General features: G+C 69.2%; 25 protein-coding genes. 12 read left to right on the top strand and 13 right to left on the bottom strand.

What is annotated here, in order from left to right:
• Positions 1-22: 22 nt before the first annotated feature.
• The 3 genes from cysS (at position 23) to ASD69_RS02755 (ending at position 3,360) form a co-directional block, all read left to right on the top strand.
• Positions 23-1,399, top strand: coding sequence for a cysteine--tRNA ligase (gene cysS / locus ASD69_RS02765; protein WP_056173711.1), 1,377 nt, complete (start codon positions 23-25; stop codon positions 1,397-1,399).
• Between the two features lie 258 nt (positions 1,400-1,657).
• Positions 1,658-2,110 (top strand): SufE family protein, encoded by a 453-nt coding sequence (locus tag ASD69_RS02760; protein ID WP_056173707.1) that lies wholly within the window; start codon positions 1,658-1,660, stop codon positions 2,108-2,110.
• Positions 2,107-3,360: an MFS transporter gene (locus tag ASD69_RS02755; protein WP_056173703.1), complete on the top strand. Its 1,254-nt coding sequence runs from the start codon at positions 2,107-2,109 to the stop codon at positions 3,358-3,360. The genes ASD69_RS02760 and ASD69_RS02755 overlap by 4 nt, the downstream gene beginning before the upstream one ends.
• A gap of 199 nt (positions 3,361-3,559) precedes the next feature.
• On the opposite strand, the gene dksA is transcribed toward ASD69_RS02755, so the two are convergent.
• On the bottom strand, positions 3,560-4,636 hold the full coding sequence (dksA, locus tag ASD69_RS21015) for an RNA polymerase-binding protein DksA (RefSeq protein WP_082576228.1): 1,077 nt from the start codon (positions 4,634-4,636) through the stop codon (positions 3,560-3,562).
• A 278-nt stretch (positions 4,637-4,914) separates the two neighbouring features.
• Between dksA and yidD the strand changes: the two genes are divergently transcribed.
• From yidD to ASD69_RS02735, 3 genes are read left to right on the top strand one after another with little or no spacing between them, the layout of a single operon-like run.
• The gene (gene yidD, locus ASD69_RS21010) at positions 4,915-5,163 is read left to right on the top strand and encodes a membrane protein insertion efficiency factor YidD (RefSeq protein WP_200943927.1); all 249 of its coding nucleotides are present in this window, start codon (positions 4,915-4,917) and stop codon (positions 5,161-5,163) included.
• Positions 5,148-6,479, top strand: a complete 1,332-nt coding sequence (locus ASD69_RS02740) for a dihydroorotase (RefSeq protein WP_056173699.1) — start codon at positions 5,148-5,150, stop codon at positions 6,477-6,479. The genes yidD and ASD69_RS02740 overlap by 16 nt, the downstream gene beginning before the upstream one ends.
• Positions 6,476-7,375 carry a M23 family metallopeptidase gene (locus tag ASD69_RS02735; protein WP_056173696.1) on the top strand — a complete coding sequence of 300 codons (900 nt, stop codon included), beginning with the start codon at positions 6,476-6,478 and terminating at the stop codon, positions 7,373-7,375. The genes ASD69_RS02740 and ASD69_RS02735 overlap by 4 nt, the downstream gene beginning before the upstream one ends.
• A 26-nt stretch (positions 7,376-7,401) precedes the next feature.
• Here ASD69_RS02735 and ASD69_RS02730 read toward each other — a convergent pair whose 3' ends face one another.
• The 7 genes from ASD69_RS02730 to efp form a co-directional block, all read right to left on the bottom strand.
• On the bottom strand, positions 7,402-8,964 hold the full coding sequence (locus tag ASD69_RS02730; RefSeq protein WP_162250602.1) for a diguanylate cyclase: 1,563 nt from the start codon (positions 8,962-8,964) through the stop codon (positions 7,402-7,404).
• Positions 8,965-9,529: 565 nt separating this feature from the next.
• Entirely contained in the window at positions 9,530-10,462 is a 933-nt protein-coding gene (gene folE2 / locus ASD69_RS02725; RefSeq protein WP_235567131.1) for a GTP cyclohydrolase FolE2, read from the bottom strand.
• 147 nt (positions 10,463-10,609) lie between these two features.
• Positions 10,610-11,368 (bottom strand): squalene/phytoene synthase family protein, encoded by a 759-nt coding sequence (locus tag ASD69_RS02720; protein ID WP_157498926.1) that lies wholly within the window; start codon positions 11,366-11,368, stop codon positions 10,610-10,612.
• Positions 11,365-12,051 carry a phosphoglycolate phosphatase gene (locus ASD69_RS02715; protein ID WP_056173686.1) on the bottom strand — a complete coding sequence of 229 codons (687 nt, stop codon included), beginning with the start codon at positions 12,049-12,051 and terminating at the stop codon, positions 11,365-11,367. Before ASD69_RS02715 ends, ASD69_RS02720 begins: the two co-directional genes overlap by 4 nt.
• Positions 12,048-12,797 carry a bifunctional 2-polyprenyl-6-hydroxyphenol methylase/3-demethylubiquinol 3-O-methyltransferase UbiG gene (gene ubiG / locus ASD69_RS02710; protein WP_056173683.1) on the bottom strand — a complete coding sequence of 250 codons (750 nt, stop codon included), beginning with the start codon at positions 12,795-12,797 and terminating at the stop codon, positions 12,048-12,050. Before ubiG ends, ASD69_RS02715 begins: the two co-directional genes overlap by 4 nt.
• 46 nt (positions 12,798-12,843) lie before the next feature.
• Entirely contained in the window at positions 12,844-14,184 is a 1,341-nt protein-coding gene (locus ASD69_RS02705) for a TRZ/ATZ family hydrolase (RefSeq protein WP_056173681.1), read from the bottom strand.
• A 377-nt stretch (positions 14,185-14,561) separates the two neighbouring features.
• Positions 14,562-15,128: an elongation factor P gene (efp, locus tag ASD69_RS02700; protein WP_055909928.1), complete on the bottom strand. Its 567-nt coding sequence runs from the start codon at positions 15,126-15,128 to the stop codon at positions 14,562-14,564.
• Positions 15,129-15,345: 217 nt separating this feature from the next.
• Between efp and epmB the strand changes: the two genes are divergently transcribed.
• Together epmB and ASD69_RS02690 are read left to right on the top strand one after the other, a co-directional pair.
• Entirely contained in the window at positions 15,346-16,377 is a 1,032-nt protein-coding gene (epmB, locus tag ASD69_RS02695; RefSeq protein WP_056173678.1) for an EF-P beta-lysylation protein EpmB, read from the top strand.
• Positions 16,378-16,439: 62 nt separating this feature from the next.
• The gene (locus ASD69_RS02690) at positions 16,440-18,515 is read left to right on the top strand and encodes an EAL domain-containing protein (RefSeq protein ID WP_056173676.1); all 2,076 of its coding nucleotides are present in this window, start codon (positions 16,440-16,442) and stop codon (positions 18,513-18,515) included.
• Positions 18,516-18,760: 245 nt separating this feature from the next.
• Here ASD69_RS02690 and ASD69_RS02685 read toward each other — a convergent pair whose 3' ends face one another.
• The 4 genes from ASD69_RS02685 to htpX form a co-directional block, all read right to left on the bottom strand.
• A complete protein-coding gene (locus ASD69_RS02685) occupies positions 18,761-19,063 on the bottom strand; it encodes a hypothetical protein (RefSeq protein ID WP_056173673.1) in 303 nt (100 codons plus the stop codon).
• Positions 19,056-19,592 carry a DUF6151 family protein gene (locus tag ASD69_RS02680; protein ID WP_056173670.1) on the bottom strand — a complete coding sequence of 179 codons (537 nt, stop codon included), beginning with the start codon at positions 19,590-19,592 and terminating at the stop codon, positions 19,056-19,058. Before ASD69_RS02680 ends, ASD69_RS02685 begins: the two co-directional genes overlap by 8 nt.
• Complete coding sequence (locus ASD69_RS02675) at positions 19,589-20,227, bottom strand: TetR/AcrR family transcriptional regulator (protein ID WP_056173667.1); 639 nt, start codon at positions 20,225-20,227, stop codon at positions 19,589-19,591. The genes ASD69_RS02680 and ASD69_RS02675 overlap by 4 nt, the downstream gene beginning before the upstream one ends.
• A gap of 190 nt (positions 20,228-20,417) precedes the next feature.
• Positions 20,418-21,326, bottom strand: coding sequence for a protease HtpX (gene htpX / locus ASD69_RS02670; RefSeq protein WP_056173664.1), 909 nt, complete (start codon positions 21,324-21,326; stop codon positions 20,418-20,420).
• 197 nt (positions 21,327-21,523) lie between these two features.
• On the opposite strand from htpX, the gene gluQRS reads away from it, so the two are divergent.
• From gluQRS to phbB (ASD69_RS02650), 4 genes are all read left to right on the top strand, one after another.
• Positions 21,524-22,447, top strand: a complete 924-nt coding sequence (gene gluQRS / locus ASD69_RS02665) for a tRNA glutamyl-Q(34) synthetase GluQRS (protein ID WP_056173662.1) — start codon at positions 21,524-21,526, stop codon at positions 22,445-22,447.
• A 43-nt stretch (positions 22,448-22,490) separates the two neighbouring features.
• On the top strand, positions 22,491-23,231 hold the full coding sequence (phbB, locus tag ASD69_RS02660; RefSeq protein ID WP_056173658.1) for an acetoacetyl-CoA reductase: 741 nt from the start codon (positions 22,491-22,493) through the stop codon (positions 23,229-23,231).
• A gap of 245 nt (positions 23,232-23,476) precedes the next feature.
• On the top strand, positions 23,477-23,977 hold the full coding sequence (phaR, locus tag ASD69_RS02655; protein WP_056173655.1) for a polyhydroxyalkanoate synthesis repressor PhaR: 501 nt from the start codon (positions 23,477-23,479) through the stop codon (positions 23,975-23,977).
• 98 nt (positions 23,978-24,075) lie between these two features.
• Positions 24,076-24,816, top strand: a complete 741-nt coding sequence (gene phbB, locus ASD69_RS02650) for an acetoacetyl-CoA reductase (protein ID WP_056176436.1) — start codon at positions 24,076-24,078, stop codon at positions 24,814-24,816.
• A 699-nt stretch (positions 24,817-25,515) separates the two neighbouring features.
• On the opposite strand, the gene ASD69_RS02645 is transcribed toward phbB (ASD69_RS02650), so the two are convergent.
• Positions 25,516-26,448 (bottom strand): M48 family metallopeptidase, encoded by a 933-nt coding sequence (locus ASD69_RS02645; RefSeq protein WP_056173652.1) that lies wholly within the window; start codon positions 26,446-26,448, stop codon positions 25,516-25,518.
• Positions 26,449-26,504 lie beyond the last annotated feature (56 nt).

Raw genomic sequence — 26,504 nt, 5'->3', positions numbered from 1 at the left:
GCCCGAACCATAGCGTGCCCCCATGAGCCTGCATCTCTACAACAGCCTGACGCGACGGGTCGAGCCGTTCGTACCCATCGATCCCGCCCGCCCGACCATGTACGTGTGCGGGCCCACCGTCTACAACTACGTGCATATCGGCAACGCCCGCGGCCCGGTGGTGTTCGGCGTGCTCGCCGACCTGCTGCGCCGCCGCTACGGCGGCCTGGTCTACGCGCGCAACATCACCGACGTCGACGACAAGATCAACGCCGCCGCGGCCGAGCAGGGGGTGCCTATCTCGGCCATCACCGACCGCTACGCCGCCGCCTACCGCGAGGACATGGCCGCGCTGGGCGTGCGCGCGCCGGACCTGGAACCGGCCGCCACCGCGCACATCGACCAGATCATCGCGATGATCGAGCGCCTGATCGCCAGCGGCCACGCCTACGCGGCCGAAGGCCACGCCCTGTTCGCGATCGGCAGCTTCGACCGTTACGGCAAACTCTCGCGCCGCGATCCGGAGGAAATGCTGGCCGGCGCGCGCGTCGACGTCGCCCCCTACAAGCGCGACCCGGGCGATTTCGTGCTCTGGAAGCCGTCCACCGACGACCTGCCCGGCTGGGATTCGCCCTGGGGCCGCGGCCGTCCGGGCTGGCACATCGAATGCTCTGCGATGGCCGCCGCCCACCTGGGCGAGACCATCGACATCCACGCCGGCGGCGTCGATCTGCAGTTCCCGCACCACGAGAACGAGATCGCCCAGAGCGAGTGCGCGCACGGCGGCAAGACCTTCGCCCGCCACTGGCTGCACAACGGCATGCTCAACTTCGGCGGCGCCAAGATGTCGAAGTCGCTAGGCAATATCGAGAAGATCCACGACTTGGTGCGCGCGCATCCGTCCGAGGCGCTGCGCTATGCCCTGCTCTCGGCGCATTACCGCCAGCCGCTGGACTGGTCGGACGCGCTGATCGAACAGAGCGTGCGCACGCTGGACCGTTTGTATGGCACTTTGCGCGATCTGGCCGATATCCAGGCAGTCGACGGCCTCGAGATTCCGGCCGCGATCGAGGCGGCGCTGGAAGACGACCTCAATACCCCCAACGCGCTGGCCGAGATCGCGCGCATCGCGGGCGAGGCGCGCAAAGCCGAGGGCGACGAGCGCGCCGCGCGCAAGCGCGAGCTGCTCGGCGCCGGCCTGGCCCTGGGCCTGCTGCAACAGGATCCGGCGACCTGGTTCGCCCGTGGCGCCGACGGCAGCGACGACGCCCGCATCCAGGCCCTGATCGACGAACGCAACGCGGCCAAGAAGAACCGCGACTTCGCTCGCTCCGATGCCATCCGCGACCAGCTCGCGGGCGAAGGCATCCTGCTGGAAGACACCCCGCAGGGCGTGCGCTGGGTGAGGAAGCGCGCTTAGGCGATGCCCTATCGGCACCGGCTGCTCTTGCGAACGCCGGGCTTGCGCGCTCGCTAAGCCGTGCCGAAAAGCAAATGCTCCCCGACCCTCCTTTTTCAAAGGAGGGGGCAAAGCGCGGCGCTCAGCGATACCGGTTTTTTGCCTCCCCCTTCGAAAAAGGGGGATTGAGGGGGATTTGCTTTGCGAGCGACCAGACAGCCCACGCAGCGACGCAGCGTCCCGCCCGTTCCCGCGCATGAGGCGTAGAATATGCAGGCAATGAACGCCATCGCCGTCCCCATCTCGCCCTTCCCGCTCGAACCCACCGCCACCGAAGCCCAGGCCGCGATCCGCGAGGAGTTCGCCTTCTTCGGCGACTGGTCCGAGCGCTACCAGTACCTGATCGATCTCGGCCGCAAGCTGCCCGCGCTGCCGGAGGAGTGGAAGACCGAGGAGCACCGCCTGCACGGGTGCCAGTCGCTGGTCTGGATCGTCGCCCAGGGCGACGCGCAGCGCCTGGATTTCCACGCCATCAGCGATTCGGCGATCGTCTCGGGCCTGATCTACCTGGCCTTGCGGGTGTACTCGGGCCGCAGCGCGGCCGAGATCGCCGCCACCGAGGCCGATTACATCGCCGACATCGGCCTGGCCAAGCACCTCTCGCCGACCCGCAGCAACGGCCTGTCCTCGCTGCTGGCCTTCATCCGCGACCAGGCCCGTCGCCGGCTGTGAACGCAGCGGCGACCGCCCCCGAGCCGTCGCTGCTGCATAACCGCGGTTTCGTCGGCCTGCTGGTCTATCGCCTGCTGGCGATGCTGTCGTACCAGATCGTCGCGGTCACGGTCGGCTGGCACATCTACAAGCTCACCAAGGACACCCTCGCACTGGGCCTGATCGGTCTGACCGAGGTGGTGCCCTACTTCTGCTTCGCCCTGTTCGCCGGCTACGCGGTCGATCACCTGCCGCGGCGCAAGCTCGGCATGTTCGCCTGCCTGGGCCTGCTGCTGACCACCCTGATGCTGGCCGGCGTGGCCAGCGGCCACCTGCCCGCGGGCGCGTTCGGCATCGGCACCCTGACCATCTATGCGGCGATCGCGATCAACGGCGTGGTGCGCGCGTTCCTGTCGCCGGTCTACATGTCGCTGTTCGCGCGCGTGCTCAAGCGCGAGCAGTTCGCGCGCGGCGCCGGCGTCGGCAGCGTGGTCATGCAGACCGGGCTGGTGGTGGGACCGGCGCTGGGCGGCGGCCTGATCGCCTGGGGCGGCATGACCTCGGCCTACCTGACCTCGGCCGCGTTCGCGCTGGCCGCGGCCATCGCAATCGTTTCCCTGCGCGTGACCGAGCCCGCGCCCGCGGCCGAACGCGCGCCGGTGTTCAAGAGCATCGGCGAAGGCCTGCGCTTCGTGTTCAACAACCAGATCGTGCTGGGTGCGCAGGCGCTGGACATGTTCTCGGTGCTGTTCGGCGGCGCGGTCGCGCTGCTGCCAGCCTTCATCCACGACGTGCTGCATTACGGACCCGAGGCCTTGGGCATCCTGCGGGCGGCGCCGGCCGCCGGCGCCGTGCTGGTCGGGCTGTGGCTGGCGCGGCATCCGCCGCAGAAGCACGCCGGGCGCCTGCTGCTGTACGCGGTGGCCGGTTTCGGCCTGTGCATCATCGGCTTCGCGCTGTCGCGCCAGTTCTGGCTGTCGGCGACCATGCTGCTGTTGTCGGGCATGTGCGACGGCGTGTCGGTGGTGCTGCGTTCGACCATCCTGCAGTTGTCGACGCCGGACGAAATGCGCGGCCGTGTGTCGTCGATCAACGGCATCTTCATCGGCTCGTCGAACGAGCTGGGCGCGTTCGAATCGGGCGTGGCGGCCAAGCTGCTGGGCTTGGTGCCGTCGGTGGTGTTCGGCGGCTGCATGACCCTGGCGGTGGTGGCCGCGACGGCGAAGCTGGCGCCGAAACTGCGGCGCTTGAATCTGCGCGATTTGCAGTAGCAGCGCTGGTCGGTCGAGCTTAAAAGCAAATCCCCCCTAGCCCCCCTTTTCCAAAGGGGGGAACAGCAAGCCGGCCTTTCGACGCACTGCCTCCCCCTTTGAAAAAGGGGGATTGAGGGGGATTTGCTCCTGCTCGCGCCCAATAACGAAAAAGCCCCGCTCGCGCGGGGCCTTTCGCAAGCGATCCGAGCCGCCAGGCTCAGTCGCCCATCTGCTTCTGCATGTGCTCCCAACGCTCCTGCGCGTCGATGGTGCGCTCGGCGGTGAGGCGGGCTTCCAGACGCTCCAGGCCGATCTCTTCGCCGGTGTCGACGCAGAAACCATAGTCGCCCGAGTCGACGCGCTTGAGCGTGCTGTCGATCTTGCTGATCAGCTTGCGGTAGCGGTCGCGGGTGCGCAGTTCCAGCGAGTTCTCGGTTTCGCGGGTCGCGCGCTCGGCTTCGTCGCCGACGTCGCGGACTTCGTCCTTCAGGTTCTCGATGGTCTGCTTGGATTCCTCGACCAGGTCGGCGCGCCAGCTGAGCAAACGCTGGCGGAAGTACTCCAGCTGCAGCGGACTCATGTATTCCTCGTCCACGGCCGGGCGATAGCCCTGCGGCACGATCGGACGGCCAGTGGCCTCATCGTTCTGGTACGGGACGACCTTCACCTTGGCCTTGGGCGCGGGCGCCTGGGGCTTGGCGGCCACGGCCACGGCGACCTTGCCCAGGGGGCGGGTTGCGGCGGGCTTGGCGGCGGGCGGGGTCGCAGCGGTGGGGGACTTGCTGGAGACTGGTTGGGTCACTGTGCTCTTTGCGGGTTCGTTCTTGCTCGCGGGCGTCGCCACCGGTGCGGTCTTGGTCGGCGGGCTCGCTGCGGGTTTCTTGACGACGGTGGGCTTGGGCTCTGGCTTCCTTGCCGCGGCCGGCGGGGCCACCACGGGTTTCTTGACCACCGGGGCCTTGCTGGCGGCGACGGGCTTCTTGGCCGGCGCAGCGGGCTTGGCCGCGGGCTTCTTCACGGGCGCCGCCTGCTTGGCGACGACCGGCGATTTCTTGGCCGCAGGCTTGGGCGCGGGCTTCTTGACCGGCGCCGCCTTCTTGGCCGCGGGTTTCTTGACTGCGGGCTGCTTGGCGACCTTCTTGGCGGCGACCTTGGCCGCGGGCTTCTTCGCCGCCGGCTTCTTGGTCGCGGTTTTGCTGGCCGCAGTCTTGGAGGAGGCGGCCTTCTTCACGGCCGGCTTGACGGTCTTCTTAGCCGCCTTGGCGGCCTTCTTCGCAGGTTTTTTCACTGCCACGAGCGGCTTGTCCTTCTATTCCCTGAGGGAACTCCCGGACCGTTCCGGAAGCTTCGCGAACCGCGAGGTCCGCTCGGCGATCAAATACACAAATGCGCGACCGCCGCAAGCGAAATCCGCCGTACCCGGCATTTTTCGCCTCGTCAGGCCAACCCTGTCACTGGGGTTCGCCCGGCCTTGCCTTGCGCTTGCCTTGTGAGAGGAAAGCGCGCTGTTATACCCTGCCCCGACTACTGCGGCAACCGCAATCCGACACCGGTCGTCCGCATTAAGGAAACGTGATCGACCGCCTCCTCATCGTCCTGCTACGCGGTTACAAGCGCTGGATCAGTCCACTGCTGGGGCCGCGCTGTCGCTTCTATCCGACCTGCTCGGAGTATGCGATGCAGGCGATCGCCCGTTTCGGCGCCTTCAAGGGCAGCTGGCTCGCCTTGCGGCGGATTTTGCGCTGTCACCCCCTGCACCCCGGCGGCCACGACCCGGTGCCGCCCCTGGACCCCGGAAAACACTCATGTCATCGACACTGATCGTCAACGCCCGCCTGGTCAACGAAGGCCGCGAATACGACGGCGACCTGCGCATCGAAGACGGCCGCATCGCCCGGATCGGCGCCGGCCTGTCCGCGCGCGACGGCGAAATCGTGGTCGACGCCGGCGGCCGCCGCCTGCTGCCGGGCATGATCGACGATCAGGTCCATTTCCGCGAACCGGGCATGGAGTACAAGGCCGACATGGCCACCGAATCGGCCGCGGCGGTGGCGGGCGGGCTGACCACCTTCATGGACATGCCCAACACCAACCCGCCGACCCTGAATGCCGAGGCGCTGGAGGACAAGTACCGCCGCGCCGCCGGCCGCGCCTGGGCCAACTACGGTTTCTACCTGGGCGCCAGCAACGACAACCTGGCCGATATCCAGCGCCTGGATCCGCGAACCGCGCCGGGCGTGAAGGTGTTCATGGGCGCGTCCACCGGCAACATGCTGGTCGACGACCCGGTCACCCTGGACGCGATCTTCCGCGACGTGCCCACGCCGATCATCACGCATTGCGAAGACACCCCGATGATCGATGCCGAACTGGCGCGCTACAAAGCCAAGTACGGCGACGACATCCCGGCCGAATGCCATCCCGACATCCGCTCGCGCCAGGCCTGCAAGAAGTCCACCGAGCTGGCGATTTCGCTGGCGCGCAAGCACAACACCCGCCTGCACGTGCTGCACATCAGCACCGCGGACGAGTTGGCCCTGTTCACGCCCGGCCCGATCGAAGGCAAGCGCATTACCGCCGAAACCTGCATCCACTTCCTGCGTTTCGACCGCGCCGATTACGCCGCGCTCGGTCATCTGATCAAGTGCAATCCGGCGATCAAGGACGCCAGCGACCGCGAGGCGCTGATCCGCGCCGTGGCCGAGGACGTGATCGACGTGCTGGCCACCGACCACGCGCCGCACACGCTGGAAGAAAAGGCGCGCCCCTACACCTCCGCGCCCAGCGGCCTGCCGCTGGTGCAGTACGCGCTCAACGCCGCGCTGGAGCTGGTCCACGAAGGCCGCCTGAGCACGGCCCAGGTGGTCGACAAGTTCGCCCACGCGCCGGCCAAGCTGTTCGACGTCGAAGGCCGCGGCTTCCTGCGCGAGGGTTACGCCGCCGACCTGGTGTTGATCGACGACACGCCCTTCACGGTGCGCCGCGAGGACGTGCTGTCCAAGTGCGGCTGGTCGCCGTTCGAGGGCCGCAGCTTCCATTCGCGCATCGCCTCGACCTGGGTCAACGGCGTGCTGGCCTGGGACGGCGCGCGTCTGGTCGGCGCCGCCAACGGACAGCGCCTGGCGTTCGCACGATGAGGTCGGCCGCGGCGGTCGCGCTGGCGACGCTGGCGCTGGCCGCCTGCAGCGCGGCGATCGCGCAAAGCCCGCCCGCACAGGCTCCGATGGCCGCACCCGTGCCGGCCGCGGACAGCGCCGATCCGCGCGTGGTGTTTCCGCCGTCGGTGCAGCAAGGCGCGATGGTGATCGGCAAGGTGCCGGCCGGCGCGACCGTGCGCTACGGCACGCGCACCCTGCGCGTCACGCCCTACGGCTCGGTGGTGTTCGGCATCGGCCGCGAGCAGGCCGCGCCGGTCGAGGTCGAGGTGATCGACGCCGACGGCCGCAGCCAGCGCGTGAGCATCGCCGTGCTGCCGCGCGACTGGCCGATCGAACGGATCAACGGCGTGCCGCCCAAGACCGTGAATCCGCCGCCCGAGATCGCCGAACGCATCCGCCGCGAGCAGGCCCTGGTCACCGCCGCGCGCGATCGCGACGACGAGCGCGCCGACTTCGCCCAGGCCTTCGTGTGGCCGGTGCGCGGCCGCATCAGCGGGCGCTTCGGCAATCAGCGCGTGTACAACGGCCAGCCCGGCTCAGCCCATTCGGGCATGGACATCGCCGCGGCCACGGGCACGCCGGTGCTGGCGCCGGCCGCGGGCGTGGTCGCCTTCGCCGCGCCCGACCTGTACCTGACCGGGGGCACCCTGCTGCTCGACCACGGCCACGGCATCAGTTCGAATTTCCTGCACCTGTCGCGCATCGACGTGAAGGTCGGCGACCGCATCGCGCAGGGCCAGGTCGTGGGCGCGGTCGGCGCCACCGGCCGCGCCACCGGGCCGCACCTGCATTGGGGCATGAACTGGTTCGACGTGCGCATCGATCCGCTGCTGGTGCTGGAACGCGGCGACGCGGTGCGCGCCGGCGCGAAGTAAATCCACGCCTCGCGCCGCCGCGGGCGCTAGTGCACCAGTTCCTGCGCGCGCGAAGCGCTGTGGCCGGTCACGCGATCGCGGCCGGCGGACTTGCTGGCGTACAAGGCCGCGTCGGCGCGCTCGAGCAGGTGCTCGGCGGTTTCCTCGGGCATCAGCTCGGCCACGCCCAGGCTGAGGCTGGACGCCAGCAGCTTGCCGTCGATCGACAGGGGCCGGCAGTTCACCGACGAGCGCAGGTTCTCGGCCACGCCCAGGGCCTCGCGCAGTTGGGTGTCGGGCAGCACGACCAGGATCTCGTCGCCGCCGTAGCGGCCGAACAAATCGTAGGTGCGCAGCCGGTTGCGGGTGCGCAGCGAAATGATGCGCAGGGTCTGATCGCCGACCCGATGGCCGTGCTCGTCGTTGATGCGCTTGAAGTGGTCGACGTCGAAGAACACCACCGACAGCGGGCGCCGACTCTTGTGCGCGGACTCCACCGCGGCCTTGAGGCGGGCCTCGATCGCCGGCCGCGTCATCGCGCCGGTCAGGGCGTCGTAAGTCGCCTGGCGGCTGGCCTGGTCGCGATCGCGGCGCAGCTGCTGCAGCTTGTCGGACAACCCGATCATCAACACCAGTCCGCCCATCGCGAAGCCGACCGGGAAGGCGTAGTCCATCCACTCCGGATTGCCCCACCAACCCAATAAACCAGCGAAACGCAGGCCGGTCAGCACGAACATCGGCGCCCACGACAGCAGCAGGAAATAGGCTTCGCGCTGGCGCCGCAGCGCGCCGATCGCGCCGGCCGCCATCACGATGCCGTAGCCGATCAGCAGGACCAGGTTGGCCGCCACCGCGACCAGCGGCGCGACCGTGGCCAGGGTCACCAGCATCAGCAACACGATCGAGATGTTGCAGACCATCAGCAGCCGCATCAGCCGCGGCTGGGTCTGGCGCAGACTGAGGTAGTGGGCCATGAAGGCGTTGCTGGCCAGCACCGCGATCAAGCCGAACATGCGCCCGGCGCGCGCGTCGTCGCTGACCAGCATCGCCAGGAACGGAATCGAACGCGCTTCGCCGCCGTAGCAGATCAGGTACAGCAGCTGCGCCAGCAGGGTCAGGCTGAGCATCAGATAGCTGCGCTCGCCGATCCCGGCCCAGAAGCCGAACCCGAGGATCGTCAACACCACCATCGTGGTAAGCACGGCGGTGCGCCAGGCGACATGGGTCATGTCCTTGGCGTGCACCACTGCCAAAGGCTCGATCGAAGCCGTCATCGGCAACGGCGTCAGCGATTGCACGCGCAGATACACCGATTCGCCGGCGGCCAGGCCGTGGCTCAAGGGCACCACCAACGCCCGTGTGGAGGCGGTGCGGTCGGCGCCGTTGCCCAGCAACGCGCGCGGCACCGGCAGCGGCGAATTCGGCAGCCAGACTTCGACGCGATTGAGGTGCGGCGAGCGCAGCACCAATTGCGGCTGATCGGCGGCGGCGCGATCGCGTGTCGCGGTCAACCGCCACCAGCGCGGCGCGCGTTCGCGTTCGCGCACGGACAGATCGGACACGGGGACGAAACGGTCGTCGAAGTCGCCGGCGATGACCTGTACAGGCAAGGGGTCGGCCCCCAGGCGCGAGAGTTGCAAGGATGGCGACTGCGCCGGCGCGACGGCCGCCACTAGCATCCCCAACCAGACCATGACGGCCTGCCACCTACGACGCGAGGGTCTCCCCATAACCCGCCCCGGTACGCTGCAACGCTTTGAGCATAGCCCAACGAGCGTGACCACGCGCACGGTTTGACGGCCGTTTAGGTGCTCTAGACGGCCGGTTGAGGTGCTTGAAGCGAGGGTGGGTGGTGGCTTTCGGATGCCCGCCGCGTGCCGCTCTGGACGGGGCGGTTAGCCGGGGCCGGCGACCGGGCCAGCCCTCTCCGGGACGCGGCTGGAACGATGGGTGGCGAGTCGGCCGGGCGGCCGACAGGCGCTCGGCGTGGCGCGCCCCGCGATCGCCAAATAACGCGGAAGTCGCTGCACCGTCGGCTGCACAGACCTAAAGCGCAACCCGCTTTCGCGGCAATGACGGATTGCATTGGCGCCGACGCTTGGCGACGTCGCCAGCCGCTCGCGGTGCGTTCGCGGAACCAACGGCGGCCCCGCCGCGCGGTCCCTCAGTAGCCGCTCAGTCGCGCGCGCCCTGCCCGCTCACACGTGCGACCGCATCGTGCGCATGCAGGCTTTCGAAATGCGCGACCTGCGCATCGTAGCGGTCGATGCGCGGGTCGGCCGACAACGCCGCGGCGACCCGGCGGGCCGCGTCTTCGCAGAACATCAGGTTTTCGGCGTTGAGGCGGGCGAAGGCCTGCTCGTCCTCGCGCTTGACCGCGGTCTGCACCGGCGTGCCCAGGGCCTGCTCGATGGCATCGATCAGCGCGTTCAGCGGCAGCTCGTCGAAGGCCGGACGCAGTTCGACCCGGATATCGGCGCGGCTGCGCTGCGCGTGCGGCGTGGCGGCCAAGCCGCGCTCGGACGCCAGCCACTCGCCGACCACGGCGGTCGACAGCGGACGGGCGGCGGCGAAGTCCTCGACGAAGCGTTCGGCGTTGAGCTGGCGCGACAGCGCCGCCGAGGCCGGACAGGTGCTGGAGTACTCGACCGAGAAACGCAGGCCCAGATGCAGATGACCGTCCAGCAAGGTCGCGTCGATCTCGACCGGATAGCGCTTCCAGCCGGCGTTGGCGCTGGCCAGGGCCGGGCGCAGCAGCAGTTGCTCGTAGCGCAGCAGCAGGCGCGCGGCGCTGGAGAGTCCGCCCTGACCTTCGATCAGCGCCTGCAGCACGCGCCGCAGACCGGCCGGAGTGACCGTCTCGCTGGCGAAGGCGTCCTGCAGTTGCAGGTACATGCGCGACATGTGGATGCCGCGCGCGTCGGCGTCGCGCAGATCGACCGAGACGTCGACCGAGGCCGCGACTTGGATCGCCTCGCCGTTACCCGAGGCCACACGCAGCGGCAGGGCGATGTTGGACATGCCGACCCAGTCCAGCGGACGCGCCGCGGCGGCGGCGTCGAAGGCGACATCGGGGAGGCGACGCGGGGTGTTGGAATGGGTGGTCACGACAGCTTCGATAAGGGCGGCGTGGGGGACCGCAACGCAGGCCATTCTACCGGCCGGGCCGGGCCCGCCCCTGTCCGGGGCTGAAACGCTGTGTCTGCGCGGCCGCGATTGGGCCGTGTACGCGCCGCGCCTATGTGCCGGCGCGGCCTAGCGGCGGCCGCGCGCGCCGCGCCAGGCGCTGAGCAGCGCACGCCAGGGCGAAAGCGGCCGGGCGGCGTCGCCGGCGCGCAGGCGCGCCAGCGCCAGCGCGGCCCACAGCCGCCTGGGCAGGCTCGCGGCCGGCTCGGCGGGCCAGTGCGCGCGCAGTTCCTGCGCCCAAGCGGCGACCGCACCGGCCTCGCCCACGCGTGCCAGCACGCCCAGCGGCACGGCGCTTTCGCCCTCGTGGGCCAGGCGCGCGTGGAGCAGGCCGGCGCCGGTCGCGGCGATATCGCTGGGACCGGCCGCGACGCCGAACAGGGCCGCATCGACCGCGGCCAGCGCGGCCGCGTAGGCCTGTAGGGAGGCGCTCGCGTCGTCGCGGTCGAGCGGACGCTCGCGGGTTTCCAGCAGCGTCGGCAACGCCGTCGCCAACGCCGCCCAGGGCGCCGCCTGGCGTTGCAAGGCCTGACCCAGCGGATGCCGGCGCCGGCCCTGCGACCAGCCCTGCAGCTCTTCCAGCCACCAGCCCAGCTTGAGCTCGCCGGGCCGGGCATCGCGTCCGCCCCAGGCGGCATCGGCCAGCTCCTGCTGCAGCGCGGCCCAGGCCAGCGCGGTCTGGCGCTGCGCGGCCGGCACGAAGGTTTCGGCCAAGGCCCATTCCGGCCAGCGCGCGCGCCACTTGCCGATGAAGCTGGCCAGGGCGTCCTCGGGCGCGGCCGCGCCGTGGCCGCCGTCGCGCGCCTGATCGGCCTGCGGTTCGCTCATCGCGTGGGCGGCCACGCCGCCGCCGCGCACAAGGTATCGGGTTGTTCGATCAGGCGATCGCCCTGCCAGGCCAGCGGATCGTCCTCGGCCAGACGGTAGCCCCACAGCGCGACCACCGACGGCATGCCGGCCGCGCGCGCGGCGATGATGTCGCGCTCGTCGTCGCCGACGTAGACGCAATCGGCCGGCGCCACGCCGATGCGCTCGGCGGCCACCAGCAGTTGCAGCGGATCGGGCTTGCGCTTGGCCAGGGTGTCGCCGCCGATCAGCACCGCGCAGCGCGATTCCCAGCCCAGCAGCGGCATCAGCAGCTGCGCCAGATACTCGGGCTTGTTGGTCACGATGCCCCAGACGCTGCCGGCGGCTTCCAGTTCGGCCAGCATCGCCTCGATGCCGTCGAACGGTCCGCCGTGGCGGCCGAGTTCGCGCTGATAGTGGTCGAGAAATTCCTGCAGCCAGCCGCTGCGCTGCTCGGCCGGCACCTGCGGAAACGCCGCCGCGAGCATGGCCTGGCCGCCGCGCGACACGTGCGGACGCAGCTGCGACAGCGGCATCGGCGCATCGCCGCGCGCGGCGCGCATCACGTTCAGCGCGGCCAGCATGTCCGGCGCGCTGTCGAGCAAGGTGCCGTCCAGATCGAACAGCACCGCCTTGGGAAACGCCGTCGCCGCCTCGCGGTTCATGCGCTTTCCGGCTTGCGCGCGCAGGCCAGGTAGTTGACGTCGGTGCGCGCGATCACGCGCGCGGCGTTGCGCCAGGGTTCGTACATCAGCCCGCTCACGTCCTCCAGTTGCAGCTCGGCCGCGCGCAGCCACGCCGCCAGCTCGGAGGGCTTGATGAAATCGCGGTACTGGTGGGTGCCCTTGGGCAGCACGCGGGCGACGTACTCGGCGCCGACGATGGCCAGCGCGAACGCGGCCGGGGTGCGGTTGAGCGTGGACAGGAACAGACGCCCGCCCGGCTTGAGCAGGCTGGCGCAGGCGCGCACGATCGCGGAGGGGTCGGGGACGTGCTCCAGCATTTCCATGCAGGTGATGGCGTCGAAACTGCCCGGCTGCTCGGCCGCCAGCGACTCCACCGATTGCTGGCGATAGTCCACGCGCACACCGGTTTCCAGCTTGTGCAGGCGGGCGACCTTGAGCAGTTCCGGCGCCAGGTCGATCGCGACCACGTCGGCGCCCTCGCCGGCCAGGGCCTCGCTGAGCAGACCGCCGCCGCAGCCGACGTCGAGCACGCGCGCGCCGCTCAGGGTGCTGCGCTGCGCGACATAGCCCAGACGCGCCGGGTTGAGCGCGTGCAGCGCCTTCTGCGGGCCCTGCGGGTCCCACCAGCGGTTGGCCAGGGCGCCGAACTTGTCGAGTTCGGCCTGGCTGTAGTTGTCGTCGCCGCCGGCCGGGGTCGGCTCGGACGCGGTGCCGTGTGCGCTCATGGGAGAATCTGCCTGTGCGTACGTGAAAAGGGGGACGGCGGCGGGCTCAGCGCCCGAGCGCGGCGATCCGGCCGCGCCATTGGCGCGCGTTGGCGATCAGGGCCTGGACGTCCATATCCACCAGCACGCGCTGGCGCAGCTTGGCGGCGCCGGCGATCCAGACATCGCTGACCTGATGGCGGCCGGTGGCGTAAATCAACTGCGAGACCACGTGGTGCAGCGGCTGGGTTTCGAGCTGGTCCAGATCGACGCAGACCAGGTCGGCCTGCTTGCCGACCTCGATCGAGCCGACCCGGGTTTCGAAGCCGAGCGCGCGCGCACCTCCCAGGGTGGCTGCGCGCAACGCGCTGAACGCGTCCAGCGCCGAGGCGTCGTCGGCCACGGCCTTGGCCAGCAGCGCGGCGGTGCGGGTCTCGCCGAACATGTCCAGGTCGTTGTTGCTGGCGCAGCCGTCGGTGCCGATCGCCAGGTTGACCCCGGCGTGGTGCAGCTTGCAGGCCGGGCAGAAACCCGAGGCCAGCTTGAGATTGGATTCCGGGCAATGCACCACGCTCACGCCGCGCTGCGCGCACAACTCGATCTCGGCGTCGGTGAGCTGGGTCATGTGCACCGCGATCAGACGGTCGGTGACCAGGCCCAGGCGGTCCAGCCGCGCCAGCGGGCGCTGGCCGTGCAGCTTGATCGAGTCGGCGACTTCCTGCGCGGTCTCGTGGGTGTGCAGGTGCACCGGCAGATCGAGCTGATCGGCGAGCATGCGGACGCGTTCGAAATTCGCGTCGCTGACCGTGTACGGCGCATGCGGCGCGAACGCGGTCGCCACCAGCGGATCGTCGCGCCACAGGTCGTGAACCTCGCCGGCGCGGTCGAAGTACTCGTCCGAACTCTGGGCCCAGGCGGTCGGGAAATCGATCACCGGCAGGCCGACCCGGGCGCGGAAGCCGTGGCGCTTGTAGACCGCGGCCTGGACGTCGGGGAAGAAGTAGTTCTCGTTGGCGCAGGTGGTGCCGCCGCGCAGCATCTCGGCGATCGCCAGGGTGACGCCGTCCTCGACGAACTGCGGCCCGATCACCGCCGCCTCGACCGGCCAGATATGGCCTTGCAGCCATTCCATCAGCGGCAGGTCGTCGGCGATGCCGCGCAGCAGGGTCATCGGGTTGTGGGTGTGGGCGTTGACCATGCCCGGAATCAGCGCCGCTTGCGGGCGCGATACCGTCTCGGCGGCGCGGTAGCGGCCGCGCGCTTCGACGGTGGGCAGCACGTCGACGATGACCCCGCCGCGCACCGCCACGGCGTGGTCTTCCAGCACCACCGCATGCGGTTCGACCGGGACCACCCAGCCCGCTTCGATCAACAGGTCGCAGGATTGGGTTTCGGTATCGGTCGTCATTCGCGTATTCGGCCCTTCGTTTTCGCGCAACGGCGGCGCGTATCGATAGCGTAGCGGGTCGGGGGCCGATTGCGGTTACGCGCGGATGGCTAGGCGCGGGGTGGCGTTCGGACCGCCCGGCTCAGGCGGTGGCGCCTGGGCTTTGGTGGATACCCCGCTTGCGCGGGAGGATCCTGATTCGATCGCGGATGTGGGGGTCGAGGGAATTCAGCGTGGCGCTGAAGTCTCTGGATCCCCTTCGCAAGGGTGACGCAATTGCATCGCGATCGCGGGGAGCCTAGAGAATTCAGCATGGCGCTGAAGGCACTGGACCCCCGCTTTCGCGGGGGTGACGCATTGGCAAAGCCGTGGCCGCTGTGCGGCCACGGGCCAATGCGTCACTTCACCCGGCTGACGTACTCGCCCGAGCGGGTGTCGACCTTGATGATTTCGTCCTGGCCCACGAACAGCGGCACGCGCACGACCGCGCCGGTTTCCAGGGTGGCCGGCTTGCCGCCGCCGCCGGAGGTATCGCCGCGCACGCCCGGGTCGGTCTCGGTGATCTTGAGCTCGACGAAGTTCGGCGGCTGGACCGCGATCGGCACGCCGTTCCACAGCGTCACCACGCACTCTTCCTCGCCCTTGAGCCACTTCTCGGAACCGCCCATGCCGGCCTTGTCGGACTGGACCTGCTCGAAGGATTCCTGGTTCATGAAGTGCCAGTACTCGCCGTCCGAATACAGGTACTGCATATCGGTATCGACCACGTCGGCCTGTTCGACGCTGTCGGTGGCCTTCATGGTCATTTCGACCACGCGGCCCGACTTGATGCTGCGGTACTTGATGCGGGTGAAGGCCTGGCCCTTGCCCGGCTTGACGTACTCGGTCTCGGTGATGATGCACGGGTCGTTGTTGACCAGGATCTTCTGTCCGGTCTTGACGTCGTTCATGCCCAAGCTGGCCATGCTGAAACTCCTGCGAATGTAAGAATGAAGCGGTTGCGCCGGCCGGTACGCGGGGCCCCGACGGATAGGGGCCGCCGTACCGACGGCGGGAGGCTAGAATGTCGGGCTGCGCCAGCCACCGCCGCCGAAAGGCCGGGCGGGACGCGAACGGGACCGGAGCCGGGGAAACCCCAGGGCGCCGGGCCCACGAAACCGGATCCATACAAGCTAGCCCCGCATGATACCCGCAGCCCCGGCCTCCATACAGCCGCAGCCCCTCCCGCACCCCGGCGCGTCCGCGCGCTGGCAGGCGCTGTGGCGCGACGCGGTGCGCGATCCGCGCGAGCTGCTGGCCCTGCTGGGGCTGGACGGCATCGCCGCCGGGGTGTCCGACGCGGCCGCCGCGCAGTTCCCGCTGCGGGTGCCGCGCGGCTTCGTCGCCCGCATGCGCGCCGGCGACCCGCACGACCCGCTGCTGCGCCAGGTCCTGCCCTTGGACGAGGAGCTGCGGCCCATGCCCGGCTACGTCCTGGACCCGGTCGGCGACGGCCTGGCCAAGGCCGGCGACGGGGTGATCCGCAAGTACCGCGGGCGCGCCCTGCTGGTGACCACCGGCAGCTGCGCCATCCACTGCCGCTACTGCTTCCGCCGCCACTTCCCCTATGCCGAGGAAACCGCGGCCGCGGCCGGCTGGCGCGCCGCGATCGACCTGATCGCGGCCGACCCGCAGATCGACGAGGTCATCCTGTCCGGCGGCGACCCCTGGTCGCTGGCCACGCCCAAGCTGGCCGAGCTGACCCAGGCCCTGGCCGCGGTGCCGCATCTCAAGCGTCTGCGCGTTCACACCCGCCTGCCGGTGGTCCTGCCCGAGCGCGTCGACGCCCCGCTGCTGGCCTGGCTGCGCGCCCTGCCCTGGCCGGTCACCGTGGTCCTGCACGCCAACCACGCCCACGAGTTCGACGACGCCGTCGACGCCGCCCTGGCCCGCCTGCGCGCGGCCGGCGCGACCCTGCTCAACCAGGCCGTGCTGCTGCGCGGCGTCAACGATAGCGTCGAGGCGCTCGCAGATTTGAGCGAACGCGGTTTCCGTGCCGGCGTCCTGCCGTACTATCTGCATCAACTCGATCGTGTGCAGGGGGCTGCGCACTTCGAAATCGAAGACGAACGCGCCCGCGCGCTGCATCGCGCGCTGGCCGCTCGGCTTTCTGGCTATCTGGTTCCAAAACTGGTGCGCGAGATCGCCGGAGATCCCGGAAAGCGACCGCTGTAACGCGGTTCGCATGGACTCCGGCCCGGCCTTCGTGTCATAAACGCGGGCCACGGAGGTGGTGAATGCAATTCGGCAAAGACATGGTGCTGCGCCTGCTGATCGTCGACGACAGCGTCGAGGCGGCGGAAGCCATCGTCAGCGGTCTACGCAACAGCGGCATCGCCGTGCGGCCGTCGCGTCCCGAGAACGAAACCGAGCTGGCCGCGCAGGTCCTGCAGCAGCCCGACCTGGTGCTGGCCGCGCGCGATGCGCGCAATCTGCCGCTGCCCAAGGTCATGCAGCAGGTCGACAGCACCGGCAAGGACCTGCCGGTGTTGGTCCTGCTGGACAGCGTCGACGACACCGGCCTGCTGGAAGTGCTGTCGATGGGCGCGCGCAGCGTGATCCTGCGCGGCCACACCGACCACGTGCAGAACGTGGTCCGCGCCGAATGGGCCGACCTGGAAGCGCGCCGCTCGCTGCGCCGCCTGGAAGCCCAGGTGCGCGAGACCGAACGCCGCTGCGACACCCTGATCGATTCCTCGCGCGAGCCCATCGCCTACATCCACGAAGGCATGCACATCCGCGCCAACGCGGCCTACCTGGAGATCTTCGGCTTCGAATCCTTCGAAGAGATCGAGGGCATGTCGCTGCTGGACCTGGTCGCACCGGGCCAGGTCGACGGCTTCAAGCAACTGCTCAAGCAGCTGTCCAAGGGCGAGGCGCCGCCGCCGCGCTACGAAACCGAGGCGCGCGCGCTCGACGGCAGCCATTTCGCCGCGGTCATGGAATTCACCCCGGCCAGCTACGAGGGCGAGCAGTGCCTGCAGGTGATCCTGCGCCGCCAGGAGTTCGACCCCGAACTGGCGCGCGAGGTCGAGGCCCTGCGCCAGCGCGACCAGGTCACCGGCCTGCTCAACCGCGCCACTTTCCTGCGCGCGCTCGAGGACGCCGTGTCCGACACGGCCCAGAACAACGCCCACCACGGCCTGCTGCTGATCGAGCCCGATCACTACGCGCGCCTGCTGCAGGAAATCGGCCTGGACGCGTCCGACGAGCTGATCGCCGCGTTCGGCGAGCGCCTGCGCACCGCGATCGGCCCCGACGATGTCGCCGCGCGCTTCTCCGAGCACCAGTTCGCGGTGCTCACGCCCAACTGCGACTACCACGCGACCTCGGCCCTGGCCGACCGCCTGCGCACCGCTTTCGCCGACCACGTGCTGGAAACCCCCAGCCGTTCGCTCAACACCACCGTCAGCATCGGCGGCGTGCAGATCGGCGAGAAGATCGCCAGCGTCACCGCGGTGCTGGGCAAGGCCAGCCAGTGCGTGCTGTCCAGCATCGGCGTGGGCGGCAACCGCACCGAGCTGTTCGATCCGGGCGCGGCCGACCGCGCCGAGTCCGAGCGCGTCGAAGCCTGGGTCACGCGCATCCGCGACGCGCTCGACGCCGACCGCTTCCTGATGAACTACCAGCCGCTGATCAATCTGCACGGCGAGCCGATGGAGATGTACGAGGCCTACCTGCGCATGCAGGGCGAGCCGGGCGAACTGGTGCAGCCGCTGAGCTTCCTGCAGATCGCCGAGGAACACGGGCTGCTGTGGGAAATCGACCGCTGGGTGGTCGGCAAGGCGATCCAGGTCATCGGCGACCGCCTGCGCGCCGGCAAGCGCACCACGCTGCTGGTCAAGATCACCCAGGCCTCGCTGCAGGACGAAAGCCTGCTCCAGCACATCGAAGAGCAGCTGGCGCGGCAGAACGCCGAAGGCAGCCTGCTGGTGCTGCAGCTGCCCGAGTCCAAGGTCTTCACCCACCTGCGCGCGGCGCAGGAGTTCCAGGCCCGGGTCGCCCGCTACGGCGTGCGCGTGGGGCTGGAGCAGTTCGGCTCGGGCCTGAACTCGTTCCAGATGCTCAGCCACTTCGACGCCTCGTTCCTGAAGATCGACCGCGCCTTCATGGAAGACCTGCCTAGCAGCGCCGACCACCAGCAGCGCATCCGCGAGATCGCCAGCAAGGCGCGCGAACTGGGCAAGCAGACCATCGCCGAATTCGTCCAGGACGCAGCCAGCATGTCCTTCCTGTTCGCCGCCGGCATCGACTACGCCCAGGGCCACTTCCTGGCCGCGGCGGGCCCGGATATGGATTACGACTTCCAGTAAGGCGTCGGGAATCGGGAATCGGGAATCGGGAATCGGGAATCGGGAATCGGGAATCGGGAATCGGGAATCGGGAAAGGCTACGGCCGCCTTCGTTGCACCGAGTCGGCTTAGTCACGGCCATCCCGCATTCGAAGCCGAAGTCAAAAACTGAGAAGCCGAGCAAACCCCGCTTTTCTTCCCCCTTTGAAAAAGGGGGACTGAGGGGGATTTGCTTTTGAGCTTACCCAGGCGCGCTACCTACGCATTCAACCCGCCCCCAACCGATACAAATGCACCGGCTTGATCTCCGCCCGCGCGATCACGCCCTTCGCCTCCAGATCCAGCTGCACCGCCTTCAGCCACCACCCCGCCGTCTTGCCCTGCGGAAACAGCGCCTCCGGCAACCGCGGCAGCAACGCCTCCTTCGCCTCCGCCACCTTCAACCCCGGCGCCGCCTTCGGCAGCACCGACAGCAGCGCCTTGCGCATCGCCGTGTACTTGGCGCGATCCACCCGCTCGGTCTTGCCGGGCGTGTTGACGTTCTCGATCTCGATCTTGTCGTCAGGCATCGACCTTCCCTCCCACCTCGACCTTCGGGTTGCGGAACCCCATCGCCACCCAGGCGCCCAGCAACTTGGCGTAGAAGCGCACCGTGTGGGTTTTCAGGTTGGGGATGTCGTCCGGCACCCGGGACGCATCGGCCAGGTCGCCCACCATCGTGCGCATCTGCGGCTTGGGCCGCGTCGCCGCCGGCCACAAGTGCGAGTACACGCTCAGCCAATGCGCGCCCTTCATCTCCAGGAACAGCGGCGTGTTGCAGCAGGTCGCGACCACGCGGCGCGAACCGGCGCCGGGACTCAGGCGGAACTCGGCCAGCTGCGCGGCGTCGGCGAGGATGCGGATGCGGTCCTTGCGGTACTCCGCGCTGGGCGTGGCGCCGTAGGACGTGAGCAGGCTATGCGCGCCGGGCAAGGTCGCCAGGCGCGCCGCCGCCTCGCGGCAGCTGTCGCACAGGCATTCGGACACCAGGATCGGCGCGCCGCTGGCTTCCAGACGGGTGCGCCCGCAGGCGCAGGCCAGTGTGATGGGCCGATTCATGCCGCTTGCTCCTGCTCGACGCGGAACAGATGCCGGATATACCGGTCCAGATGATCCAGCGCTTCGCGCGCAAGCTCGGGATCGTTGCCGGCCTTGGCCAGCACGAAGCCGCCCTGGATCACCGTCTGGGTATGCCGCGCCAGGCTGGCGGCGCTCCAATCGTGCGCGTCGATGCCGCGATCGCGGCGCGCGCGCTCGATGTCGGCTTCCAGCGTGGCGGTGTGGCCGAAGATGCTGCGGCCGCAGGCGTCGCGGATCTCGGGCGCGCTGGTGTGCACCTCCTGCGCCATGGTCCCGACCAGGCAGGTGAACTCGGCCAGGTCGCCGGCGATGATCGCCTTGCGGAACGCGACATAGGCCAACACGCGGTCCAGCGCATCGGCCGGCTGGTGATACGGCGCGGCCGCGAAGAAGGCGGTGGTGGTCTCGGCCCAGAACTCGGCCGCGGCCACGCCCAGCGCGTCCTTGCTGCCGAAGTGATGGAAGAACGCGCCCTTGGTCACCCCGGCCGCCGCGCACAAATCGTCGACGGTGGTGGCCGCGTAGCCTTTGGCGCGGATCACGTCCCGCGCCGCTTCCAGGAGCCGGATTCGTGCGCCGCCGCGCTCGGGCGATTGCTTGGTAGGTCTGGCCATGGACCAAACATACCAAATAGTCGGTATGTGTCAACCCTCCATCTAAAGACAGACGCGTTCTGCCCCCACGCCCCCCTTGTAGGAGCGGCGCAAGCCGCGACCCACCCGCGCACGAACCCCACCCCCCCCAGCCCCAAAGAAAAAGCCCGCCATTCGGCGGGCTTCTTCCTGACTGCTCGGCCGCGCTAGATCAACGCGCCACCACCGATCCGCGCACCGTCTCGACCGGCGCATTGCGCAGCGCCGTGATGCGCTCTTCCAGCGGCGGGTGGCTGCGCAGCAGCTTGGACAGGCCGTGGCCGACCGCGCCGCTGATGCCGAAGGCCTGCACCTGCTTGGGCAGGGTGCTCTCGCCGTAGGTCTGGGCCAGGCGCTCCAGCGCGCCGATCATCTTGTCGCGACCGGCCAGGCGCGCGCCACCGGCGTCGGCGCGGAACTCGCGGTAACGCGAGAACCACATCGCGATCATGCTGGCGAACAGGCCGAACACCATGTCCAGCACGAACACGATCACGTAGTAGCCCAGGCCCGGGCCGCCGTCGCGGTTGCCGGACAGATAGCCGTCGATCACGCGGCCGACCAGGCGCGCCAGCACGATCACGAAGGTATTGAGCACGCCCTGGACCAGCGCCATCGTGACCATGTCGCCGTTGGCGACGTGGCTGACCTCGTGGCCCAGCACCGCCTCGGCCTCGTCGCGGCTCATCGAGCGCAGCAGGCCGGTCGATACCGCGACCAGCGCGTTGTTGCGGTTGGCGCCGGTGGCGAAAGCGTTGATCTCGGGCGCGTCGTAAATGGCGACCTCGGGCATGCCGATGCCGGCCGCTTCGGCCTGACGGCGGACCGTGTTCACCAGCCACTGCTCGGCTTCGTTGCGTGGCTGCTCGATCACGTGCGCGCCGGTGCTGCGCTTGGCCATCCACTTGGACAGGAACAAGGACACGAACGAGCCGCCGAAGCCGAACAAGGTGGCCATGATCAGCAGCGAGCCATTGCGCCCGGTGGTGATGCCGAACGACTGCAGAACCGCCAGGACGATACTCAGCAGGGCGAGGACGGCCAGGTTGGTAGCGAGGAATAGAGCGATGCGTTTGAACATGGTCGTGGGGTTAACCGTACCCGCGCACCGTGCGCGGTCCGGAACAAAATGTGGCAGGCTCCCCGTGAATTCAAGTGAAACCCAGCCCCGCGCGGCTTTGCCCGGCGAGTCGGTTTAACTACGCTCTCCGCGCCCGATCGGCCCAAGGCTCGCGCCCGCCGTACCGCCCCGCCCCAAGACCAGCCGCCCGCACGCCCTTGCCCACGCCCCCCGTTCCCAGCTACCGCGGCCGTTTCGCGCCCTCGCCCACCGGCGACCTGCACTTCGGTTCGCTGCTGGCCGCGTTCGGCAGCTGGCTGCTCGCGCGGCATGCGAATGGCACCTGGCTGGTGCGCATAGAAGACCTCGATCCGCCACGCGAAGTCGCCGGCGCGGCCGAGCGCCAGTTGCGCACTTTGCGCGCGTTCGGCCTGGAATCCGACGAACCCGTGCTGCGCCAGAGCGAACGCGGCGAGCTCTACCGCCAAGCGCTGGACGAGCTGCTAGCGCGCGACCTCGCCTTCGCCTGCCATTGCAGCCGCAGCGACCTGGCCGCGGTCGGCGGCATCCACCGCCGCTGCGTGGCCGCGCCGGAACGCCCCGGCCGCATGCCGGCGATCCGTCTGCGCGTGGCCGACCACAGCGTGGTCGCGTTCCAGGACCGCATCCGCGGCGCGCAGAGCCAGGACGTCGCGCAGGACGTCGGCGATGTGGTCCTGCGCCGCGCCGACGGCTACTGGGCTTACCAACTGGCGGTGGTGGTGGACGACGCCGCCCAGGGCATCAGCGACGTCGTACGCGGCGCCGACCTGCTCGATTCGACCCCGCGCCAGATCCTGCTGCAGCGCGCGCTCGGCCTGCCCACGCCGCATTACGCCCATCTGCCGCTGGTGCTGGGCAGCGACGGCCGCAAGCTGTCCAAGTCCGATGCCGCGCTGCCGGTGGATCCGCAACGCCCGCTGCCGGCGCTGCGCGCGGCCTGGCAGGCCCTGGGCCAGGCGCCGGCGGCCTTGTCGGGCGCCGGCACGGTGCCGCAATTGCTCAACCGCGCGCAGGCAGAGTTCGACCCCGGTCGCATTGCGTCCACACCGACCGTTTCGCTCGCCGCGATGCACAACGGCGATTTCATATTTGCTGACTAGAATCGGGTCAGGGCCGCACCGTCGCGGCCGTGGAGAGGAAGACATGCAGTCACGCGTCGCATTGGTCACCGGCGGTACCGGTGGCATCGGCACCTCGATCGTCCAACGCCTGGCCCAGATGGGTCATCGGGTCGCGACTAACTATCGCGACGAGGCCAAAGGACGCGCCTGGCAGGCGCAGATGAAAGGACTCGGCATCGACGTGGCGCTCGCGCAAGGCGACGTGTCCTCCCCCGAACAGGCCGAAGCGCTGGTACGCAACGTCGAAAGCCAGCTCGGTCCGGTCGACATCCTGGTCAACAACGCCGGCATCACCCGCGACTCGACCTTCCACCGCATGACCCCCGAGCAGTGGACCGACGTGATCGGCACCAACCTCAATTCCTGCTTCAACGTCACCCGCCCGGTGATCGAGGGCATGCGCGAGCGCAAGTGGGGCCGGATCGTGCAGATCAGCTCGATCAACGGCCAGAAGGGCCAGTACGGCCAGGCCAACTACGCCGCGGCCAAGGCTGGCATGCACGGCTTCACGATTTCGCTGGCGCAGGAGAACGCGAAGTTCGGCATCACCGTGAACACGGTCTCGCCGGGCTACATCGCCACCGATATGGTCATGGCGGTGCCCGAGGAAGTGCGCAACAAGATCGTCGCGCAGATCCCGACCGGCCGCCTCGGCAACCCCGAGGAAATCGCCTACGCGGTGGGCTTCTTCATCCCCGACGAGGCCGGCTGGATCACCGGCGCCAACCTGTCCGCCAACGGCGGCCAGTACATGGGCTGGTAAGGCCCCATACGCGCCGCGCCGGCAGGCGCGGCGCCCCCGGTTCGGGCGCCCTCGGCGCCCGGCCGTGCCGTATACGTCGTGCAGCCCCCGCCTGCACGGTCGCGCAGCCGGCGCCGCTGGCACATCGAATCCACCACGCTCCCTGCCCCGCGGCTCGGCCTGCGGCCGGGTCCGACCTTGCCTGTTGCAAGCCCCCTCGGCCTGCGCCATGCTGCAAGGCACCACGATTTTAGAGCCAAAGCTCCATGGCCTCGACCCGAGTCATCAAGAAGTACCCGAACCGCCGTCTGTACGACACCGAGATCTCCAGTTACATCACCATCGAGGACGTCCGTCAGCTGATCGTCGACGGCGAGGACTTCGAGGTCCGCGACGCCCGCTCGGGCGACGATCTGACCCGTCAGGTGCTGCTGCAGATCATCGCCGAGCACGAACAAGACGGCGAACCGGTGCTCTCGACCCAGTTGCTGAGCCAGATCATCCGCTTCTACGGCGACTCGCTGCAGGGCTTCATGGGCAACTACCTGGAGCGCTCGATGCAGACGTTCCTGGATCAGCAGGCGCAGTTCCGCAATCAGGTGGGCGGCATGCTCGGCCAGACCCCGTGGGCGATGATGAACCAGCTCACCGAGCGCAACCTGACCCTGTGGAAGGAATTCCAGCAGAACCTGTCCGGCAGCGTCGGCCAGAGCCCGGCCTCCGGCGCCGGCACCAAGCCCAAGGGCGACACCAAGCGCGAGCGTTGAGCCGCGTATCGATCACCGACCGCGCGGCTCGCGCGCATCCGCGCGCGCCGCCGGCGCGTGCGCGTAACCGGCCCGCGCCGGCGCAGGGGGAACACCACATGAGCAAACGCATCGCCGTCGTCAGCGGCGGCATCGGCGGTCTCGGCAGCGAGATCTGCAAGACCCTGGCCCGCGCCGGCCGGCGCGTGATCGCGATCGACCTGGCCTCGCGCGAGGAACGCATCGCTGCGTTCCGAGACGAAGTGCGCGGCCTGGACGTGCGCTTCGAAGCGGCCAACGTCGCCGACTACGACGATTGCGCGGGCACGGTCGAGCGCATCCACCGCGAAGAGGGCGCAATCGACATCCTGGTCAACGCCGCCGGCATCACCCGCGACACCAGCCTGCGCAAGATGGACAAGCGCCAGTGGGACGAGGTGCTGGGCGTGAACCTGGACGGCGTGTTCAACCTGTGCCGGCATGCCGTCGACGGCATGGCCGAGCGCGGCTTCGGCCGCATCGTCAACATCAGCTCGGTCAACGGCCAGACCGGCCAGTTCGGTCAGACCAACTATTCGGCCGCCAAGGCCGGCATGCACGGCTTCACCATGGCGCTGGCGCGCGAAGTCGCGCGCAAGGGCGTGACCGTCAATTCGGTCTCCCCCGGCTATTGCGAGACCGCGATGGTGATGGCCGTGCCCGAAGACATCCGCGCCAAGATCGTCGACAGCGTCCCGGTCGGCCGCCTCGGCAAGCCCAGCGAAATCGCACGCACGGTCGAGTTCCTGACCGCGGAGGACGCCGGGTTCATCACCGGCGCGAATATTCCGGTGAATGGCGGCTTGTTCATGAGCTTTTGAGGGCGTCGCGTGCGGGTAGCGCGCGCACGAGGCTCGGTTTCGTGGTGCTCGGTCCAAAAGCATCGCGGCTCACGCCGCTCCCACAGAAAGCATCGGCGCCGTAGGGTGCGGTGATAACCGCACCGTCGCGATGGTTCGAACGTGCGCAATGGTGCGGTTCGCCTTCGGCTCACCACACCCTACAAACGATGGGGTTGGGAGGGCGCAATCCTCCCCAAAGCATCGCGGCTCACGCCGCTCCCACAGAARGCATCGGCGCCGTAGGGTGCGGTKATAACCGYACCGTCGCGATGGCTCGAACGTGCGCGATGGTGCGGTTCGCCTTTGGCCCACCACACCCTACGAACGATGGGGTTGGGAGGGCGCAATCCTCCCCAAAGCATCGCGGCTCATGGCGCTCCCACAGAAAGCATCGGCGTCGTAGGGTGCGGTGGTAACCGCACCGTCGCGATGGTTCGAACGTGCGCGATGGTGCGGTTCGCCTTTGGCTCACCACACCCTACGAACCATGGGGGTTGGGAGTGCTCCCAAAGCATCGCGGCTCACGCCGCTCCCACAGAAGGCGGCGACATCGTAGGGTGCGGTGATAACCGCACCGTCGCGATGGCTCGGGCTTGCGTGATGATGCGGTTCGCCTTCGGCTCACCACATCCTACAAAGGCGCGGCGAAGCCGTAGGGCGCGGCGAACCCTCCCCGCCTCACTTCAACGGCGGCTGCCCCGCGCAATACTTCTGGTAATACGCCTCCGCCTGCGGCATCAGCCCCTGCAGCACCTGGATGCGATTGGCCGGATCCGGATGCGTGGACGCGAACTCCGGCGGACGCTGCCCGCCGCCCAACTGCTCCATCCGCTGCCACAGCGGAATCGCCTGACGCGGGTCGTAGCACGCCGCCGCGGCCAGCATCAGGCCGACCTGATCGGCCTGCGTTTCGTGGTTGCGCCCGTACGGCAGCACGAAACCGTACTGCGCACCGGCGCCCAGCGCGCCCATCACCGCCTGCTGCTGTTGCGGGTCCATGCCGCCCAGCGCCACGCCCGCCGCCATCTGCCCCATCTGCACCAACTTCTGCTGCGCCATGCGCTGCGAACCGTGGCGCAACAGCGCATGCGCGATCTCGTGCCCCATCACCACCGCCAGCGCGCTTTCGTTCTCGGCGATCGGCAGCAGGCCGGTGTACACCGCCATCTTGCCGCCGGGCAGACAGAACGCGTTGGCTTCCTTGGAATTGATGACCGCCACGTCCCACTTGAAACCCTGATAGTCGGTGGGCGCCTGCTGCTGATGCTGGGCGGCCAGATCGGCGGTGACCTGCGGCACGCGGTTGATCAGGCGCTGCGCGATCTCGCGCACCTGCCGGCTGACCTGGTTGTCGGCCGGCACCAGCGCGCCCTGCTGGCTGGCGTCGCCCAGCACCTGCTGGAACGCCTGCGCGCCCAACTGCACTTCCTCGTCGGCGCTGGCGCCGTAGTGGGCCTGCTCGCCGGTGTAGGGATCGGTCTGGGCGCTGCCGAACCAGGACCAGGCCGCGTAGCCCGCGAACAGGATCAGGATCCACCAGCGTATGCCGCCGAAACCGCGGCGCTGGCCGCCCTGACGTTGTTGCGCGTTCCCGAAGGGGTCGATCCGCATCTGTAGTCCTCCGCCCTGCCTGGTCTTGCCGCCTGCGCCGGCGCTGCCGGCTCCGG

The organism is Lysobacter sp. Root604, assembly GCF_001427505.1.
GTDB lineage: Bacteria > Pseudomonadota > Gammaproteobacteria > Xanthomonadales > Xanthomonadaceae > Lysobacter.
The sequence above is the reverse complement of the archived record's forward strand: the minus strand, read 5'-3'. Positions and strand labels throughout refer to the sequence as shown.

What these genes read in the sequence shown, in the direction of transcription:
- cysS (WP_056173711.1), top strand. Translation starts at nt 23, where the DNA reads ATGAGCCTGCATCTCTACAACAGCCTGACGCGACGGGTCGAGCCGTTC.
- ASD69_RS02760 (WP_056173707.1), top strand. Translation starts at nt 1,658, where the DNA reads ATGAACGCCATCGCCGTCCCCATCTCGCCCTTCCCGCTCGAACCCACC.
- ASD69_RS02740 (WP_056173699.1), top strand. Translation starts at nt 5,148, where the DNA reads ATGTCATCGACACTGATCGTCAACGCCCGCCTGGTCAACGAAGGCCGC.
- ASD69_RS02735 (WP_056173696.1), top strand. Translation starts at nt 6,476, where the DNA reads ATGAGGTCGGCCGCGGCGGTCGCGCTGGCGACGCTGGCGCTGGCCGCC.
- ASD69_RS02720 (WP_157498926.1), bottom strand. Translation starts at nt 11,368, where the DNA reads ATGAGCGAACCGCAGGCCGATCAGGCGCGCGACGGCGGCCACGGCGCG.
- ASD69_RS02715 (WP_056173686.1), bottom strand. Translation starts at nt 12,051, where the DNA reads ATGAACCGCGAGGCGGCGACGGCGTTTCCCAAGGCGGTGCTGTTCGAT.
- ubiG (WP_056173683.1), bottom strand. Translation starts at nt 12,797, where the DNA reads ATGAGCGCACACGGCACCGCGTCCGAGCCGACCCCGGCCGGCGGCGAC.
- ASD69_RS02705 (WP_056173681.1), bottom strand. Translation starts at nt 14,184, where the DNA reads ATGACGACCGATACCGAAACCCAATCCTGCGACCTGTTGATCGAAGCG.
- efp (WP_055909928.1), bottom strand. Translation starts at nt 15,128, where the DNA reads ATGGCCAGCTTGGGCATGAACGACGTCAAGACCGGACAGAAGATCCTG.
- epmB (WP_056173678.1), top strand. Translation starts at nt 15,346, where the DNA reads ATGATACCCGCAGCCCCGGCCTCCATACAGCCGCAGCCCCTCCCGCAC.
- ASD69_RS02690 (WP_056173676.1), top strand. Translation starts at nt 16,440, where the DNA reads ATGCAATTCGGCAAAGACATGGTGCTGCGCCTGCTGATCGTCGACGAC.
- ASD69_RS02685 (WP_056173673.1), bottom strand. Translation starts at nt 19,063, where the DNA reads ATGCCTGACGACAAGATCGAGATCGAGAACGTCAACACGCCCGGCAAG.
- ASD69_RS02680 (WP_056173670.1), bottom strand. Translation starts at nt 19,592, where the DNA reads ATGAATCGGCCCATCACACTGGCCTGCGCCTGCGGGCGCACCCGTCTG.
- ASD69_RS02675 (WP_056173667.1), bottom strand. Translation starts at nt 20,227, where the DNA reads ATGGCCAGACCTACCAAGCAATCGCCCGAGCGCGGCGGCGCACGAATC.
- htpX (WP_056173664.1), bottom strand. Translation starts at nt 21,326, where the DNA reads ATGTTCAAACGCATCGCTCTATTCCTCGCTACCAACCTGGCCGTCCTC.
- phbB (WP_056173658.1), top strand. Translation starts at nt 22,491, where the DNA reads ATGCAGTCACGCGTCGCATTGGTCACCGGCGGTACCGGTGGCATCGGC.
- phaR (WP_056173655.1), top strand. Translation starts at nt 23,477, where the DNA reads ATGGCCTCGACCCGAGTCATCAAGAAGTACCCGAACCGCCGTCTGTAC.
- phbB (WP_056176436.1), top strand. Translation starts at nt 24,076, where the DNA reads ATGAGCAAACGCATCGCCGTCGTCAGCGGCGGCATCGGCGGTCTCGGC.
- ASD69_RS02645 (WP_056173652.1), bottom strand. Translation starts at nt 26,448, where the DNA reads ATGCGGATCGACCCCTTCGGGAACGCGCAACAACGTCAGGGCGGCCAG.